At 64.4% G+C, this 17,736-nt stretch carries 13 protein-coding genes; 1 reads left to right on the forward strand and 12 read right to left on the reverse strand.

Annotated features, from left to right (window positions below):
• The first annotated feature begins 101 nt into the window (after positions 1-101).
• On the forward strand, positions 102-1,616 hold the full coding sequence (locus LQD11_RS13100) for a fumarate hydratase (protein WP_238617943.1): 1,515 nt from the start codon (positions 102-104) through the stop codon (positions 1,614-1,616).
• 64 nt (positions 1,617-1,680) lie between these two features.
• Here the strand turns inward: LQD11_RS13100 and LQD11_RS13105 are convergent, their stop codons facing one another.
• The 12 genes from LQD11_RS13105 to LQD11_RS13160 form a co-directional block, all read right to left on the reverse strand.
• Entirely contained in the window at positions 1,681-2,136 is a 456-nt protein-coding gene (locus tag LQD11_RS13105) for a hypothetical protein (protein WP_238617944.1), read from the reverse strand.
• Between the two features lie 20 nt (positions 2,137-2,156).
• Positions 2,157-3,068, reverse strand: coding sequence for a TIGR01777 family oxidoreductase (locus tag LQD11_RS13110; RefSeq protein WP_238617945.1), 912 nt, complete (start codon positions 3,066-3,068; stop codon positions 2,157-2,159).
• A gap of 46 nt (positions 3,069-3,114) precedes the next feature.
• Positions 3,115-3,276, reverse strand: coding sequence for a hypothetical protein (locus LQD11_RS13115; RefSeq protein WP_200175264.1), 162 nt, complete (start codon positions 3,274-3,276; stop codon positions 3,115-3,117).
• Between the two features lie 99 nt (positions 3,277-3,375).
• Complete coding sequence (locus LQD11_RS13120; protein WP_008932875.1) at positions 3,376-3,756, reverse strand: YajD family HNH nuclease; 381 nt, start codon at positions 3,754-3,756, stop codon at positions 3,376-3,378.
• 34 nt (positions 3,757-3,790) lie between these two features.
• On the reverse strand, positions 3,791-5,515 hold the full coding sequence (locus tag LQD11_RS13125; protein ID WP_238617946.1) for a potassium channel family protein: 1,725 nt from the start codon (positions 5,513-5,515) through the stop codon (positions 3,791-3,793).
• A gap of 20 nt (positions 5,516-5,535) precedes the next feature.
• On the reverse strand, positions 5,536-5,919 hold the full coding sequence (locus LQD11_RS13130) for a DUF6394 family protein (RefSeq protein WP_238617947.1): 384 nt from the start codon (positions 5,917-5,919) through the stop codon (positions 5,536-5,538).
• A 114-nt stretch (positions 5,920-6,033) separates the two neighbouring features.
• Positions 6,034-8,136 (reverse strand): DEAD/DEAH box helicase, encoded by a 2,103-nt coding sequence (locus LQD11_RS13135; RefSeq protein ID WP_238617948.1) that lies wholly within the window; start codon positions 8,134-8,136, stop codon positions 6,034-6,036.
• Positions 8,133-9,452, reverse strand: a complete 1,320-nt coding sequence (gene brxD, locus LQD11_RS13140) for a BREX system ATP-binding protein BrxD (protein WP_238617949.1) — start codon at positions 9,450-9,452, stop codon at positions 8,133-8,135. The genes LQD11_RS13135 and brxD overlap by 4 nt, the downstream gene beginning before the upstream one ends.
• Positions 9,449-12,205 (reverse strand): BREX-2 system phosphatase PglZ, encoded by a 2,757-nt coding sequence (gene pglZ, locus LQD11_RS13145; protein WP_238617950.1) that lies wholly within the window; start codon positions 12,203-12,205, stop codon positions 9,449-9,451. The genes brxD and pglZ overlap by 4 nt, the downstream gene beginning before the upstream one ends.
• Complete coding sequence (locus LQD11_RS13150) at positions 12,195-15,881, reverse strand: BREX-2 system ATPase PglY family protein (RefSeq protein WP_238617951.1); 3,687 nt, start codon at positions 15,879-15,881, stop codon at positions 12,195-12,197. Before LQD11_RS13150 ends, pglZ begins: the two co-directional genes overlap by 11 nt.
• Before the next feature lie 96 nt (positions 15,882-15,977).
• Entirely contained in the window at positions 15,978-16,370 is a 393-nt protein-coding gene (locus LQD11_RS13155) for a hypothetical protein (RefSeq protein ID WP_238617952.1), read from the reverse strand.
• A gap of 137 nt (positions 16,371-16,507) precedes the next feature.
• Positions 16,508-17,701: an AAA family ATPase gene (locus LQD11_RS13160; RefSeq protein ID WP_238617953.1), complete on the reverse strand. Its 1,194-nt coding sequence runs from the start codon at positions 17,699-17,701 to the stop codon at positions 16,508-16,510.
• Between the last annotated feature and the right edge of the window lie 35 nt (positions 17,702-17,736).

Below are 17,736 nucleotides of genomic sequence, written 5' to 3' on the forward strand. Positions count from 1 at the left end.
ATCAGGACAGCCGGCGCGTTTCATCCGGCGGCAAGACATGACGCGCGGACCGCATCGGGATAAGATGCGCGGCTCAACGCAGACACTTGCCGGAGTTCTCCATGTCCGTCATCCGCCAGGAAGACCTGATCCAGAGCATCGCCGATGCCTTCCAGTTCATCAGCTACTACCATCCCCAGGACTACATCCAGGCCCTGACCGCCGCCTACGAGCGCGAGGCATCCCCCGCGGCCCGGGATGCCATGGCCCAGATCCTGATCAACTCCCGCATGTGCGCCGAAGGCCATCGCCCGATCTGTCAGGACACCGGCATCGCCCTGGTCTTCCTCAAGGTAGGCATGGACGTGCGCTGGGAGGCGGACATGAGCCTGCAGGCCATGGTGGACGAAGGGGTCAGACGGGCCTACCAGCACCCGGACAACACCCTGCGGGCCTCGGTGCTGCTGGACCCGGCCGGTGACCGCCGGAACTCCCGCGACAACACCCCGGCGGTGGTGCACATGGAGATCGTGCCGGGAGATCACGTGGAAGTGATCTGCGCCGCCAAGGGCGGCGGTTCCGAGAACAAGTCCAAGCTGGCCATGCTCAACCCCTCCGATTCCATCGTCGACTGGGTGCTCAAGACCGTGCCCACCATGGGCGCCGGCTGGTGCCCGCCGGGCATCCTGGGCCTGGGCATCGGCGGCACACCGGAAAAGGCCATGCTGCTGGCCAAGGAATCCCTCATGGCCCCGGTGGACATCCATGAACTGATCGCCCGCGGCCCGCAAAACCGGGTGGAAGCACTGCGCCTGGAACTGTACGAGAAGGTCAACGCCCTGGGCATCGGCGCTCAGGGGCTGGGCGGCCTGACCACGGTGCTGGACGTGAAGATCCTGGATTACCCCACCCATGCGGCCTCCCTGCCCGTGGCCATGATCCCCAACTGCGCCGCCACCCGCCATGTGCATTTCCACCTGGACGGCAGCGGCCCCGCCGTCCTGACGCCGCCCTCCCTGGAAGACTGGCCGCAACTGGAGTACGACGCCTCCAAGGGCAAGCGGGTGAACCTGGACACCATCACCCGGGAAGACGTGGCCGGCTGGCAGCCGGGCGACGTGCTGCTGCTCAATGGCCGCCTGCTCACCGGCCGGGATGCGGCCCACAAGCGGCTCACCCAGATGCTGGACGAGGGCAAGCCCCTGCCGGTGGATTTTGCCAACCGCTTCATCTACTACGTGGGCCCGGTGGACCCGGTTCGGGATGAGGTCATGGGACCGGCCGGCCCCACCACCGCCACCCGCATGGACAAGTTCACCCGCCAGATGCTGGAACAGACCGGCCTGCTGGGCATGGTGGGCAAGGCGGAACGGGGTCCGGCGGCCATTGAGGCCATCAAGGACAACCAGGCGGTCTATCTCATGGCCGTGGGGGGTGCCGCCTACCTGGTTTCCAAGGCCATCCAGGCCTCCCGCGTGGTGGCCTTCGAGGACCTGGGTATGGAGGCCATCTACGAGTTCGAGGTCAAGGACATGCCCGTGACCGTGGCGGTGGACAGCCGGGGCACCTCGGTGCACGAGACCGGACCCAAGGAATGGCGCGGCCGCATCGGCAAGATCCCCGTCGTGGCAGGCTGACAGTCACCCGGCAGCGCTCGAAACGCCCCTCTCCCTCCTTTGGGAGAGGGGTTGGGGGACCTGGCTACGGCGCATCCGGCGGCGGACCTTCCGCCAGCCCGTAGAACCTCGCCACCCGCACCGCGAAATCGTAGATGGGTTGCGGCGATGCCGCGTCGGGCATGCCGTTGATGACCTTGCGCCCATCCCGCAGGTTCAGGCAGACCACATAGCGATGGCCCCGATTGAAGGGGTAACGCTCGATGCTGATGCGCTCCACACTGGCCAACTCATGCTCCAGATACTGGCTGCGCCCGAAGGGCCGCCAGTGCTGGATATCGACCCTGGCCGGCGAGTGCTGGAAACGATAGACGGACACCGGTGACAACCGCCACAGGGAGGTGATCAACATGCCCACCAGCACCAGCAGCACGGCCAGACTGGCCAGGGGCGGCACATGCCCGCCGACAAACTCCCGGACGAAGAAGCTGCCGTAGACCACCAACGCGACAATGGGCAGTCCCAGGATCAGGACTGCCATGGGGTCCCAATGGCGGATAATCATCGGGATGCGATCTCGTGCATGGCCTTGTCGATGTCCGGATACTGGAACTCGTATCCCGCCTCCAGCAACTTGTCGCCGGCGATGGTCTGGGAATCCAGCACCACCGTGGACATCTCGCCCAGGGCCGTGCGCAGCATGAAGGCCGGTGCCGCCACCACCGCGGGGCGACCCAGGGCATGGCCCAGGGACTTGGAGAACTCCCGGTTGCTCACCGGCTCCGGCGCCACCGTATTGTAGACACCGAACATGGCGTCATCGGTCAGGGCACGGGTGATGACACCGACCACATCCTCCAGATGAACCCAGCTCATGATCTGACTGCCATCGGAAACGGGGCCGCCCAGTCCCATCTTGAAGACCGGCAGCAGTTTCGCGATCACGCCGCCGTCCCGCCCCAGCACAACGCCAAAGCGCAGGATCACCACACGACTGCGGGGGTTGAGATGGCCGGCCTCCTCTTCCCACTGTCGGCAGATATCCGGCAGGAATCCGTCACCGGGCTCGCTGTCCTCGGTCAGACGATCCGGCAGGTTGACCGGGTAATAGCCGATGGCGGAGGCGGAGACCAGCACCTTGCACTGGGGGGCATGTTCGTTGAGACCTTCCACCAGGTGCCGGGTGGGTTCGATGCGCGAATTGAAGATGCGTTTCTTCTGCTCGGGACTCCACCGGCGGCTGGCCAGGCTCTCCCCCACCAGATTCACCGCCCCGTCCACCCCCTCGAAGGCGTCCTCGGGTATGGGAGAACGGGTATCCCACTGGACGAAACGACAGCTGGCGGTGCCGAGCCTGCGCCGGGCGCCGGACACATTGCGGGTCAGCACCACACATTCGTAGTCCTGGGAAACCAGGCGTCTGATCAGATGGGACCCCACAAAGCCAGTGCCCCCGGTGATGAGGATTTTCATGCCTTCTCCATTCGATCAGTCAGTGGTCCGACAGGACGCTTCCCCGTCAGTCCTGTTTTTGGTTGTCGGATGTCTTCTGTTCCTCGGCCCGGCGGCGGTCCCGCTCCTCCCGATCCCGACGCAGGGAGCCAAATTGCCAGATGGCAAACGCCACCACCGCGCCGATGATCAGCAGGCCTTCAAACATCTTGAACGTCGAGGCTTCCACGGTATGTCCTCCGGTCTTGGGGGGCCACGGGTGCGAGCCACGCCCCATGGTCTGAAAAACTACGCCGGGAACCGCACCCGGTCAACCGGTGGGCGTGCCTCAGTCCTTGCCCTTGAGCAGATCCCCCAGGGCCGCGAAGGGGTTATGGGTGGCTTCCTTGCCCGTGCCGCCGGCACCCGCCCCGCCCCCATGACCGGACATGGCCTCGGTCAGGCGCTGATGCTCGTTGTCGTGGCAGTACACGCACAGCAGTTCCCAGTTGGAACCATCCTGGGGATTGTTGTCGTGATTGTGATCCCGATGATGCACCGTCAGTTCACGGACATTGCCGTGATCGAAGGTACGCCCGCAACGTCCGCAGACCCAGGGATACATCTTCAGGGCCTTGGCCCGGTAACCCTGCTCCCGCGCCGCCTGTTCCTTGTGGCTGTTGGCCACGATCTGATCCAGACGTTGTCTGGAGGATGAATTAGACGCCATCTCACACCTCGAAAAAACCTGAAAATCCCTGCCGTCAGCGATCCCGATCCGGGCCTGCCGCCGGCTCGGGACGTCCCATGCCCAGCATACGCCAGATCCAGCCGTCCGGGCGATTGTCACCGGTCACAAGATAGCGCAGGGCCTGCTGATCCCGCAGCAGATGATGTAGATAATCCGCGGCGCGGGGGCGGCCGCAGAGCAGGAGCCGGTCGCCCTGTTCGATGAGGGTGTCCTCCGAGGGCGTCAGCCTCTCTTCTCCCTCCCGGCAAAGCATCAGGGGCACGCAGTTGAGAATCGCGTAGCGGGCCTGACCGGCCTCCAGCAGCCGCCCCAGAGTGACCGGATGGCCTTCCCGGATCAGGGCATGCAGTGCAGGCGCCCCCCTGGCCGTCACGTGTACCCGCCAGACTTCGGGCACCCGCTCGTCCGTCACCCCGCTGATCCGGCTGAGGAGTTCATTGGCCCAGGCCTCGCCCCGGCCCAGGCTCAGTTCCAGAAAGCGGGCCAGCAGGGGATTGCCCAGGTGGGCCAGGATGGACTCCACGATCATCTCGCTGGAGCGCATGACCAGAGCCGGCCGTGCCGCGTCGAACAGGTCCTGATTGTCGCAATGATTCTGGCGGGCGACCATAAACAGGTCCGCCTTCAGATCCCGGGCCGTCATGATCACGGAAAGATTGTTGGTGTCCTGCTCCGTTCCGGCCACCAGCCCCACGGCCTGATCGATCCCCGCCAAGCGCAGGGTGTCCGCCTCGGTGCCGCGCCCCTCCACGCAGGGGCCATCGCATCCGGCCCGGGATGGGTCGATCTCGATCACCACCGTGCTCAGCCCTTGCGCCACCATGGCCCGCCGCACCGCCTTGCCGAAGCGCCCGAACCCCACCAGGATCCAGGTACCCTTCGGCGGATGCACCGGCTCCTGCAGGGGAGACCCGGGCACGCTGGTCAGCCATTCCCGCAACAGATACAGCCCGGGCGAGCGCAGGGCCAGTCCAAGACGCTCCCCAAAGGCATCGAAGGGGTTGATGATGTGATCGGTGCCAAAGGAGGCCATGTTGTCCTCGGTGGACCGGGTATGGGCGCGGCAGATCACCGGCAACTCCGGGTTGAGCAGCTTGCTGGTGATGGCGATCTTGAGATTGGCTTCCTCGTCGTCGGTCAGGGCCACCACACCCCGGCACAGGGGATGCAGGAGCCCCGCGGCCTTGAGATGCCGCGAGACGCTGGCATCCCCCAACAGCCCCGGCACATGCAGGGTCAGGTCCGCCAGTTCCAGGTCATTGATGCGATCCGGGTCGTAGTCGATCACCACCGCATGACGCCCCCGCTGCACCATGGCCCGCACCAGCATGGAGCCGGTGTCTCCATGACCGCAGACAATGTAGAACGGATCCTTCATGCGCCGCACGGCGCGGTCGAGGGCCTGGGAACCGAGGGCCTGCTTGAAGGCTGGATCCTGGATCAGGGTGAGGATCTTGCCGATGGCATAGAGCCAGGCGACGATGGTGAGATAGATGCTGAAGGTGACCCACATCCGCTGGGCATCGGTGAAGGCGTAGGGCACCTCGCCAAAACCGGTGGTGGTGGCGGTATAGCTGAGAAAGTAGAAGGCGTGAAAGATGCTCATGCGCCAGGGTTCGCCCTGGTCGTCCACCCCCGGGATCAGCAACAGACCGACACCGGACACCGTATACGCCCCGATCAGCACCAGCAACGGGGTGCGCATGCGCCGCAGGAACAGGAAGATGACCTTGTTCATGGGGCCGCCCTGGCGCCGGACTAGCGGCGCAGATTCACGGTGTCGATGATGACCAGGACCACCGACACGATGTTGGCCAGCAGGGCGCCCGCCGCCAGGGAGACGATGCTGGCCATCATGACGGCATCCAGCCCCGTGGCGCTGACATGGGCCGCATAGGCCCACACCACCCCGGCCACCAGCAACTGCAGCACGGCCACCAGCGAACTGGCCAGCAGCAACGCCCCGGTCTGGGTACGGTCACCGAACTTGAGCACGGTGGCGATGAGGTTCACCACGATCACCGCCAGCAGCTCATAGCTGTGGTGATGGTCCGGGTTGTCGAACTCCCCCAGGACGAAGCCGAAGTTCAGGGTCAGGGCCAGAAGGATGAAGAAGCTGAAGACGACCTTTTCCAGGGACATGGTTCACCGGTGTGGTGGGATTGGGTGCCGGTCTGGCGAGCTACCGGAGCCAGACAACAACTGTGGAATACAACTTACCGCAAATTCGGTGTGGATACACCCGCCCCCTCCCCTTCAGATCCGCAGCAGACCCAGCGTCTGACCCTGCAACAGGGCAAGCGCCTCATCCACCCGATATCGCGCCCGGATCTCCTCATCGATCATCGACTGCGGCAGACATTGGGCAAATTTGAGTTCCTGGATGAAGCGGGCATCCAGGGGGACGAGCACACCTTCGGCGCCGGCCTGGGCCAGCTGTCGCGCCAGCCGATCCTTGAAGGCATCCCTGTCGAAGACCTTGGAAAAACTGATGGCCAGATTGTCGGCGGTCACCCGGTCCGCCAGTGGGCGCAAGGCCTGGGCCAGGGCGGCGTTGCAGACGGCACCGGCAAAGGTCCACCAGGTGGCGTGCCCCTCACCGTCCATGATCAGGCAGGTGGATTCCGCGTCGACCCAGTCGTACTCCTCTTGCAGGGATGCCAGTCGCTCCCGGGCACGGCGGCTCAGATCCGGTGGAAAATCCCCATCGGCCAGCACCCGCTTGATGGCCTGACACAGCGACAGATTCATGGGCTGCCCCACACTCAGCCACTGGGCTCGACCCCGTAGCTCACAGGGTTCCACATAGGCACACCGTCGCGGCCAGTCCACATGGCGGGTCATCCAGTTGCGCCCGGCCAGGGTGAGCAGGACCGGGCCTTCGTCGCTCAGGCCAAAGGTGAGCTCATGCACCTCCCCCAGTTCCCGTTTGCCATGCAGGACCCTTACCGTGGGCGGAGTGATGAACACCGAGACCAGATCCATGAAGTGCCGATGACCAAAGGTTTGCTCACCCCGTCGACCGATGCCCAGCATGCCCTGATCCGAATGCAGGATGCCCGTTTCGATCATGCCGTCCAGCAGGCGCTGGCGCAGCCGGGGATCGATCGCCGCAAAACCGGGCATGCCGCCGATCCAGACCGGGATGTCGTCGGCGATCACCCCCCGCTCCTGCAGCACCAGCGCCATGATCTGCTGGGCATGGATATGCAGCGGCATGGCAGGCGGCTGGACCGGCTCCACATAGCCCTGCCGCCAAAGATGCAGCAGACCCAGTGCACGCAGAAAGGCATCCTCCGTCGTGGCCAGAAACAGGCAGTTGCGGATGCTGCCCCGGCGACGCCCGGTACGACCGATACGCTGCAAGAACGAGGACACCGTCCAGGGCGCATCCACCTGAATCACCCGATCCAGATCCCCCACATCGATTCCCAGCTCCAGGGTGCTGGTGGCCACGATCACGCAGTCCCGCCCCTGGGCAAAGGCCGCCTCCGAGGCCCGGCGCTCTTCCAGACTCAGGCTGCTGTGGGACACGAAAGTGTTCACACCCAGCCCACGCAGTTCCATGGCGATCTGTTCCACCCTGGCCCGACTGTCCACGAACACCAGCCGTTTCTCACCACGGTACAGACGCGAGATCACCAGGGCCGCGTTCTCCAGCGATCCCACCCAGTCCAGTTCCACCTGGGTCTCCACCGTGACCGGAGCCGGTGGATCGATCACATGGCAGGAGTGCTGCTGCCCACCGGCCAGCCACTGCGCCAGCGCCTCGGGATTACCCACCGTGGCCGACAGTCCCAGGCGCTGGATCTCCCGCCCGGCGATCCGCGACAGGCGCTCCAGCACCGCCAGCAGATGCCAACCCCGGTCGTCCCCGGCAAAGGCATGCACCTCATCGATGATGACCACCCTCGCCTGCCCCAGCAGCCGCCGATGATCCACCCGGGCGGAGACCAGGATGGCCTCCAGGGATTCCGGGGTGGTGAGCAGGATATCCGGCGGATCACTGACGATGCGGGCGCGCCGGGCGGCCCCCACATCCCCATGCCACAAGGCCACCCGGCGACCCAGCAGACCCGCATAATGCTCAAGACGGGGCAGCAGATTGTTGAGTAAGGCCTTGATGGGGCACACATACAAAACGCTCACCCCCTCCCAGCGTTCGGTGAGCATGCGCGAAAAAACGGGGAAACAGGCCGCTTCGGTCTTGCCGCCCGCGGTGGGCGCCAGCAGGATCGCATGCGACCCATCCAGGACCGGATCGATGGTGGCCTCCTGGACCGGGCGCAGGCGCGGCCAGCCCAGGCTGTTGGCGATGTGATGCTGCAGCGCCGGGTGCAGCCGGTCAAAGGCGGTCATGGATCCAGCTCGATGTCATCCACGCGGGTGGCTGCGCGGGCAGCCCGTTCCAGCGGAGTCATCTCATGGTCCGATAGGGTCAGGGCATAGTCCCGACGCGGATCGAAATCCTCAAACTGATCGACGCGGTCAAGCACCTCGCCCACCAGCTTTTTGAGAAAGAGCCGCGGCGCAATGCCCACGCGCCCGCCCAGATCACCGGTCACCGCCTGGGCCAGCAGGGCCAGATAGGCATCGTCCACCCGGGCCATGATTCGCTCCGGGCACCGGCTGCCCCGGGCATAGAGATCCCGCACCTTGGTGCCCACCGCCTCCAGTTGCGCCGTATCGAACCCCTTGAGACGGATCTGCACCGCCCGGGGGTTATCAAATCGGGCATCGGTGGAGAAATCCACGGCCAGACGCTGGGCCAGGGGCGGCAGACGCTGGACCCCCATCGGCCCCTCGAAGAAGGCGGGCGTTCCGGTCATCAGCAGATACAGCCCCGGGAAACGGCCCGCATCCACCTCGTCCATCAGTTGCCGCAGGGCATTCAGGCTCTTGTCCCGGGCATCGCCCCGCATGCGTTGCAGGGTTTCCACCTCATCCAGCACCAGCAGCATCCCGGGATGACCGGAATCCTTCAGGATGGTGAGAATGCCCTGCAGAAAGCTCAGGGCACCGAAATGGTCGATATCGCCCTTGATGCGGGCGTAACGCTTGATGGCGGCGGAAATATTGGGTTGACCGGCCATCCAGGCCAGCAGCCCGTCGGCAATCTCCTCCCGCCCCTCCAGCAGGGCCTGGCGATAGGCTCGCAGGGTCAGCGAAAACGCCGGTGCCGACCGCACCACTTCGCCCAGACGCTTCTCCATCAAGGCATCGGTGGCCGCCACCAGAGCCGCCCCGTCTTCAGGATCGACGTCCGACTGAGCCAGGACATCCTCCTCCAGGGTATAGAACCAGGATTCCACCACGTTGCGAAAGGCGCCGTTGGGACAATCCGACGTGGTCAACCGCTCCATGAGGCGTCGATACACGGTCTCCAGGCGATGCAATGGCGTTTCGGTCTCGGACACCTGCACTTCGGCACAGGCGAATCCCAGTCCATGGGCACGTTCCCTCAGCCAGCGGGTGATGAAGGTCTTGCCGCTGCCGTACTCCCCCCGCACCGCCTTGAACGCCGCGCTGCCGCCGGCCACCTTGTCCATTTCCTCGTCAAAGGTCGCCTGGAACGGCTCCAGCCCCACCGCCAGCGCATCCAGCCCGTACTGCGGGACCGTGCCCCGGCGCAGGGCGTCGATGATATCCCGGCGTCTTTGCGCACTGACCGTCATAGCTCGAACTGCCCCTTCAGATCCGTCAGGTTCAGGCGCACGGTTTGCGCCTCGCGCTGCACGGTCAGCACCGGATAACCATCCACGTTCAGCAGTTTCTGCGCCGATGACAAAAACCCGCGCAGGCGAATGGAGGGTATCTCCAGGCGCTGGGCCACGGTGGCCTCCATGGCCACGCCGCCGCTCTCATGGAGCAAGGCCAGCAATGCACGAAGCTGTGCCTCGGTGACGCCGGCCCGGCCCGCGCGAGAGCGGGTCTGGACATAGACCGGCGAGCGGAACAAGGCTTCGAGCCAGTCGGGGTCGTCCGCTGGAGCCGGCACGGGTGCGCTGGCGTCGGCGTCGGCGACCGCGAACAGATCACCCTGCCCGGCCGCCTTCGCCGGCGGCTGGGCGCGACCACGCCGACGGGCAGGCTCGACGTCCGGCACCGGCGTTGCCGCAGATGCCGTCGCCGGCCCGGCCAGCCACCACCCGGGCACCGAACCGGGCAACTCCGTCCAGCCCGCCAGGCCCTGAGCGTCGCTCGCACTGATGTAGACACCCAGCGGGATCACCACCTCCTGCAGACTTCCCCCCCCGTGATAACCCCGGCTCCGGGCGCGGGTGTAACGGGGCTTCTCGCTCCAGGGCACCACCACACGCTGCCCCGGCATGAGCACCCGCGGGCCTTCCAGCATCCGTTCGGATTCGGCCGGCACCTCCACCTCCGGGCGATAGCGTTCACCGCCGGGGGTGTCTGCCTGCAGGAAACTGGAATCATGATCCAGCACATGGCCGTGGTCACTGGTGATGATGACGGCACGCTCCCCCTCCCGGGCCGCCCCCAGCACCTGACGCAACAGGGAGATGGACTGCAGGTTCCAGGCCACGCTCACCTGGGCGCTGCTGGAGAGCTGATCGTCGATGGCATTGATCACCACCGCCGTGACCCGGTGTTCGGTGCCGGCCAGCAGGGCCCGTGCCTCGGATGCCAAGGCCCCGCTGCCCGGCTGCTGCAGCGCCTGCTTGTGCAACAATCGGGGGGGATATCGGGTGGAGGACACCTTTTTCAATGCCGGATGATTTTCGAAGGCCTGTCTTTCATCGACCGACTCTCCACTGCGCAACGCACCGGACAACAGCGCACAGCGACTGACCCGGGTGATGGAAGGCAGGGCCGCGATCAAGGCCCGTGCGGGCTGATCGGGGGTGTCACTCACCTCGATCCAGCCATGGGCCTGCAGGTCTTCCTGAATTTCCCGATACACCGCGGCACTCATGCCATCCAGCACCAGCAGCAATACCGGCCTGGACTGGGCCAGGGGGGCCACCAGTGTCTCCAGCGCCGCCTCCACCGGCCAGATTCCCGCCGGCAGGGCATCCCCCCGGGCAATGGCGGGCAGATGGGCGGCAAACTCCCGGTTGCGGCGTTCACGGCGGCTCGTCACCGCCTGGAGCAGATCCCCATAGGCCTGATTCAGCGCCTCGTCATCCTCTCCGGTCCACATCTGGCTGCGTGCCCAGTCCACGAAACTGCCCTCGGCCATGTAGTGGCGCACGGCCTGGGCCGGGGTGTCGGCGGCCTCCTGATCGCCCTGGGCCAGCCAGCGCACCAGACGCAGGGCCATCCTCGCCCGTTCCAGCTGTACCTGCCGATGGGACCACCGGGCCAGCCCATGGCGCGCCAGTGCCTCCCAGGCGGCCTGGGTGTCCTGGCAGTTGCCCCGTCGGAGATCCGTCCGCAGGGCCTGGGCAAAGGCCTGTAACCGCTGGCGCCAGCCCCCCGGCAACAGATCCGAGGTGATCAGGATCGGTGCCAGATCCAGACTGGCCAGAATCTGCTCCGCCTTGTCCAGAGTGCCGCCGACGGCCCGAATTCCCCCTTCATCCAGCAACCCACGGGTGGTTTCGAGGGCATGGACGCCGAACTGGGCAATGGCCCGGCCATCAAGCCTCTCCCCGCCCAGGTAACGCTCCACGAAACGCCCGCGACTGGCATGCAGATCCGCGGCAGACACCCTGTCCCCCGCCTCCAGTTCCGGATCATGGATCACCGCCATGGCCAGCCCCACCGCCAGCAGATCCTGGCCGTGACCGGCGGTGAACAGGGCGGTGACCACGGTCCCGGTCAGCGGCAACGCGGCATGGAACCACTCGCCCAGATGCTCCCGCACGTCCGGGTCCAGCACCCGCAGGTGATGCTCCACATCCGCCTGTAACGACCAGCGGAACAGATAGGGCAACGCCAAGGCCGGATGACGGTAGTCCAGATAGCCCCGGGCCAGGGCCAGCCAGGCCGTCTCCAGGTCCAGGACCTCGCCGAAATCCATGGCTTCCCGATACTGCTCATGGCAATTCAACAAGGCCTCGGCCATCCAGCGTCCTTGGCGGCGGGACAGACGGGGGTCGATTTCCCGCACCCGGATCAGCTGCTGCAGCGTTCGCCAGGGACTGATCTGCTGAGGCTCATGCCCCCAGAGACGGGCCAGCACATCCTTGCCCAGTTGCCCCTGGTGCAATGCCGACAGCAGCACCAGCCGCTCCGGTCCACGGTGATTGATCAATTGCTCCCGCAGGGCGAGTTCCGAAGGGCAATGGACCAGCTTCACCGTCTGCTTGCCCACCTGCAGCACCACGCAGTCGGGCACCAGGGGAGCGGGCCAGACCAGGGCCACCCGATCCGCCAGGGGAGCACGCTCGAAGATAGCCTGCAACTGGGTCACCACGACCCGTGGCACCAGGGCTGCCTCGCCCACCGGATCAGTCACCATCCCGGCCGCTCCGCTGGGGGTCGGTGGTGCTGATGGTCCAGGTCAGATCCAGGGTGTGGTGCTCACCCAGAGACTGCTCGATCTGGGCAAAGACCTCCCGCGCCTGACGGCGGGTCAGTCCCGTGCGGGCCGCCTGTCTCACCACTCGCTGATCCTGACACGCAGGGGGTGACACAGGCGGCTCGGGCACCAACGACGGCGTCGGAATGGCCGGGTCAATCAGGGCCGTCGCCTCCTTCTGGGCCTGACGCAGCACCGGAGCCAGAGGCGTCACCAGTTCATCGGCATCCAGGGCCTTGAAGACCCGGTCCCGGATCGCCACGGCCCCCGGATGACCGCTCTCCCAGATTTTGGTGAGCAGGGACCAATTGTTGTTCTGCAGCAACTGGGTCACGGCACCGGCGGAATGGATGCTCCGGCCCAGGGCCTGATCCGAACTGGGCGCCTGCACATCGGCCAGTCGATTCACCAGGGCGACGCCATCCAGGCGACTCAACGCCTCCAGCAGATCCCGGGCATGTTCGGCGGTGCGGAAACGATGCCCCGTCAAGGGCTGCCCCAGTTGCTGCAACTGAGCGGCCAGCACATTCACCAGTTCATCGGCGGCCCCGATGCCGGCCTGGGCGGTCTCGTGGACGGACTTGACCAGCGCATTCTGATGATTGGCGGTACGCAGCGGATGGGGCGTCAGCCCGAACAGCGCCCCCGCCTTGTCCAGGGCCTGTTTCCACACGGCGGGCTCGGCCAGCTCCTGCTGGACCAGCACCAGGGTGTCGGGCAGATCCTTGAGTTGCGGGTCATATTCCTGGCCATGAAAAAGACAGGCATATTGCCCGTACTCCACGAACACCATGATCAGCAGGTTCTGCACCGCCTCCGGCAGTCCCCTGGGACGGGGGCGGTCCATGGCCGCCCGCAGGCGCGCCACGGTCAGGGGGGCATCCATCTCCTGGCCGTCATGGGCCAGCTCGCGACGCAACTCGTTGGGCCAGGCGGGCTTGAAGATGAAATGTCGCTCGTGCATCTCCCCCAGGTTCAGGGGCTGAGCCAGCTGGCGCATCAGGGCACGCAACCCACTCTCCACATCAATGCGATGCCCATTGGCGTGAATGGCCCGCCGCAGTTCCCCCATCACCTTGCCCAGATCATTGATCCGCACCTCCGTCTCGAATGCTGGATGGTCGGGATACTGAAAGCGCAAAGCCTGTCCCAGCAGTTGCTCGAAGGCCTGGCGCAGATTGACGCCATGGGGCAGACGGGGCGTGAATCCCGGCTCCAGGGACATCACCGGCTCATCCAGGGAACGGGCCTCGTCCAGAGTGCCCGGTATCGCCTCGCTACCGCCGTAGGCGCCCAGCAGGCAATCCCTGAGCCGCTGGCGTAACTGGCTACGCTGATTCTCCAGCAGGGTACGGGCCTGGGTGCGATCCACCGGACTCAGATAACGGCTGAAGGAGGCAAAGCGGTCATCACTCTTGAGCACATACTCCAAGCGCACCAGCACCCCCAGATCCCGCTGTGCCGCCTGGCTCAGAAAACACGGAATCCAGCACAGGGTCCGGGTGCCCTGCCCCTGGGCTTCATACACCTGCACGCGGGCACGGGCATCGGTGGGGGCATGATCCCCATCGAAGGGAAAGCCGATGATCACCTTCCAGTCTGGATCGCGGGCCTGAAAGGTATTGAAGTCCGTGATCTCGCGGATGTTCTGAAATGCCACCTCCACCGTGCGGCGGGTGCCCCGCCACAGCAGACTGTGTTCCACGAACAACTGGCCATCCCCCTGAATGCCGAAGGCCTCAAAGATCATGTCCTGGATCAGCTTGCGGCGGGCGCCGTCATTATCGTGGATCTGCGCCTGCTCCAGGATGCCCTGGGTATCCACGCCGGAGAGCTGGATGCCGATAACGGGCTGGGCATCGTCGCTGATCTTGATCTCGCCCACCTGCCCTGCCCACTTGCGGCACTTGGCCGCCACCGTGCGGCCTTCCTGACCGGGGATGGGCGATTTGATGGTGCCGTGGTTGAGTGCCGCCAGCTTATTGGCGGTGAGCTGCTTGAAGCTCTCCACCTCGGGCACCAGGGCCGCCAGCAGCAGGGTCTTGAGCAGTCGCAGATCAGTGTTGAAGGCCCGGCGGCGGGGCGCGTCCTCGGGCAGGGCCTCCACGTCCTGCCAGGACATGCCGTGTTCCCCCTCCAGCAGGGGCAGCAGCTTGCGCTCCAGCAATTGCCGGGCATTGTCGAAATGGGCGCGCATCTGCTCGGAAAAGGGTTCCGCGTCGGAGGCGATCACATCGTACAGATCTCCCACCGGGATCACGCCCCCCAGTTGCAGGGTCTCGCGCTGGTGCACCAGCAGCATCAACATCACCTTGAGGGCCGTCCGCTCCCGCTGCAGGGCCGATGACAGGGCCACCAGGGCCTGCACCAGGGCCGGGCTGAAGGGATACAGGTCACGGAACATGTCCCGATCCCCCTGGGTGGTGAGCAGCAGTGTGTACACCTCGTCCCGCAGGCCCTTGTCGATCGTGTCAAAGGCCGCCTGGATCTGCTGGCGGGCCGACTCGTCCCGGGGCCGCAGGAGCCGGCGCTGGGCAATCACCGGCAGGTTACGATCTTCCAGGGTGATGGTGTGAAAGCGCCCTTCCCAATATTTGAGGGCGTCGCTGAGCACCACCTGGTCGGTGCCGGTGTACTGATCCCCCACAAACTCTCGCAGATCCCGCTGCCGGGCGATGAACGCGGCCATGGGCAGGGCCCTGGACTCACTGGGTTCCACCAGCTTGACCACCTTCTGGATGTTGTGGGCAATGAACTGCTGATCGGCGATATGGCTGGCCAGCCAAAGGATCAGTTCATCCAGGAACAGCACCACGGCATCGTAGCCCAGCCCCTTGGCATGCTGGGTCATGATGCGAAGCCCTTCGTCGAACCCCACATACCCGCCTGCCTGGCTATTGGCCACATCCGCCACGGACCGGAACAGGGTGCCCACCAGATCGCCCACCAAGCGGGCCTTTTCTTCATCATCGGTGCGCCCCTGGAGCACGGCATCAAAGCTCACCGCATCCCAACCCTGGGCCAGGTCCCCCCACTCATCATCACCCGCGGAACCCCCGGCACCCTGATTGAGCACAGCGAAGAACCGTTCGTCCCCCATTTGCTCGCGCATGTTCTGGGCATCGCGGAAGAGGCGATCGCTGAGATAAAAGCCGGGTTGGGGGGCCTCGGGATGGTGGCGCTGGATGTGGCGCACATACCCCCCCAGGATGCCCGCCTCGATGCTGGGGGCACCGATCATGTGGTAGGGCACCAGCAGGATGTTTTGCCGCTGCAGCCAGTCATCATGCCGACTGACCACGGGCGCCAGTTCGGGGATGGCCCGGGCATCGGGGTGCCCCTGCATCAGCAGGTGGGCGACGGCCATGAAGTGGGATTTGCCGCTACCGAAGCTGCCGTGGAGATAGGCCCCCTTCTGGCGGTTCTGGCCACCCACCACGGTGCTCTTGATGAAGCTCAGGGCGTCGTCAAAGGCCTTAACCAGTTGCGGCGTCACCACATACTGATCCAGGGTCTGCTGCACGGCCTCCCCTTCCAGGCCGTGGGACAGGTTGAGCACGAAGTCGCCCCGCTGCACCCGCTCCGGGATGTGGATCAGCGCTTTCATCAAGGGCATCGGAGGCATTCCTTTTGGCTTGGCGAAAAGTGCCCATGATAACCCGCATACAACCCAAATCCAGTGCGGGAAGGCCTCAACGGCTTGCGAATCGGATCAAAATGCCGACGATCCAAGCAGTGCGTTGCGCAAGCCCTCGATCGTGGGGTGGCCAGCCCCATCCAGTCGCTCCCGGGTCAAGAGCCGGGCGTAACTTTCATGCGCCGTTGGCGGGCCTGCAAGCTGCTCCTGCAGTCGTTTCTTGCACTGCCTGGAGTCCTCCCCAACGGGCTGGCCCGTGATGTCCAGAAGCATACCCTCCAGGCAATACGGTGTTGATGACAACACGCTAATATTATTCTTCCGTGCCTTATCGTAAGCATTCTGTGAAATCGGCACATCTTCATCCATCAGGATGAAGACTTGATCAAAATCCCGCGGCGAATAGCGCCGACACACTGCATCAATGATTTTCCCAGGTCCCCCGCCATCGGCGGCTTTCACGGTCACCCGGACACCTCCCTTTCGCTCAACATAAAGAGATTTCATATGCTGGAGAAATGCTTGGTCATGGGGACCCTCCCCCACCAACAAAATTGTGCGCAGGGTTGAGCGCAGGCTTGCCCGTTTCCTCGGCATCGTGATCCTCAAAAATCCGGAATTGCGCCTAGCGCACCTGAATGATATTTACCATACAGGTTGTCGTCCGCACGAAGCCCGGTGACATCATCAAGACGCCATGCCTCGCTTTTCAAGTCTTTTTTCTCGGTCAGATAGACCTGGTGTTTGGCCAGTAGATTGAGCACTTCAGGCGTGTGACAGGAAAAGATCAGCTGCGCGGCGTGAGGGTTGTGATGCTCATGCCGAAACATATCAAGGATTGGCTCCAGCATATGTGGATGCAGATCATTGTCCAACTCATCCACGATCGCCACCCCACCTTTGGCAAGGACAGGAAGGATGGATTCCAGCAACACATACGCTGCCTGCGTGCCACTGGATTCATCAAAAAAACTCAGCTTGAACCGACCTTCAGCCGCACGGTGAATCCCCATGGGAATAAAGGCCTCCTCCTCCTTGCCAGGCACTTCTGACTCCCTTCTTATCTGGACCGCCTCCAGCTCCACAGCGTCCAACCCCAGATCCATTTCACAGAGCAGTTGATTCGCGCGCTGACTCAGATCCGGGTGGTCATGAAAAAAGCGGGCGCTTTGAAAAAGCCGACCCGGCTCGAAATGGTTCCGCCCACTGACATGCAGATTGTGCGAAAAGGCCCGGAAATACCGCACCATGCGCGCCGCGAGCGGCACATCATGCACATGGGCGACGGCGATGATTGAACTGTTTTCCCGCAGGGTATCCTTGCCCCGGACTGGAAAACCAAACCGCTTCTGCTTGAGCTCGTACCCGTCCCCGATACGTTCCCTGACAAACACATAGCTGAAGGTGCGGCTCGTCCGACGATGCAAGGACTCATGAAGCACGTGATCCCGATTGACCTCCAGACGATATCGGTACTGTTCACCCTCAAGGTCAAATTCCAGCTCAAACCCGGTGGGCTTGTCGGCCGCAAATGCGTGCGGTTGAAACGGAACCGGGTCGCCCGGCTCGGAACGCAGGTAGGATTCCGCTACAAACCAGCTCAGGAAGGCGAAGGGCTTGAGGAACTGCGTCTTGCCGGAGCCATTAGGCCCCAACACAGCGATCACCTTGTTGCCACGGGAACCATCTGCCAGTGACAGATCGTATCCCGAAGGCGCAGGTTGCCGCCCCACCCGAAAGGAAACTTCGGCCTCATCCAGAAAGGAATAGAAGTTGTAAAACCGCAGGCTGCGTATCATTTCAGGCCATTTCCAACAAATTTCTGTTGATAATG

The sequence above is a fragment of the Ectothiorhodospira shaposhnikovii genome, from assembly GCF_022227765.1.
GTDB lineage: Bacteria > Pseudomonadota > Gammaproteobacteria > Ectothiorhodospirales > Ectothiorhodospiraceae > Ectothiorhodospira.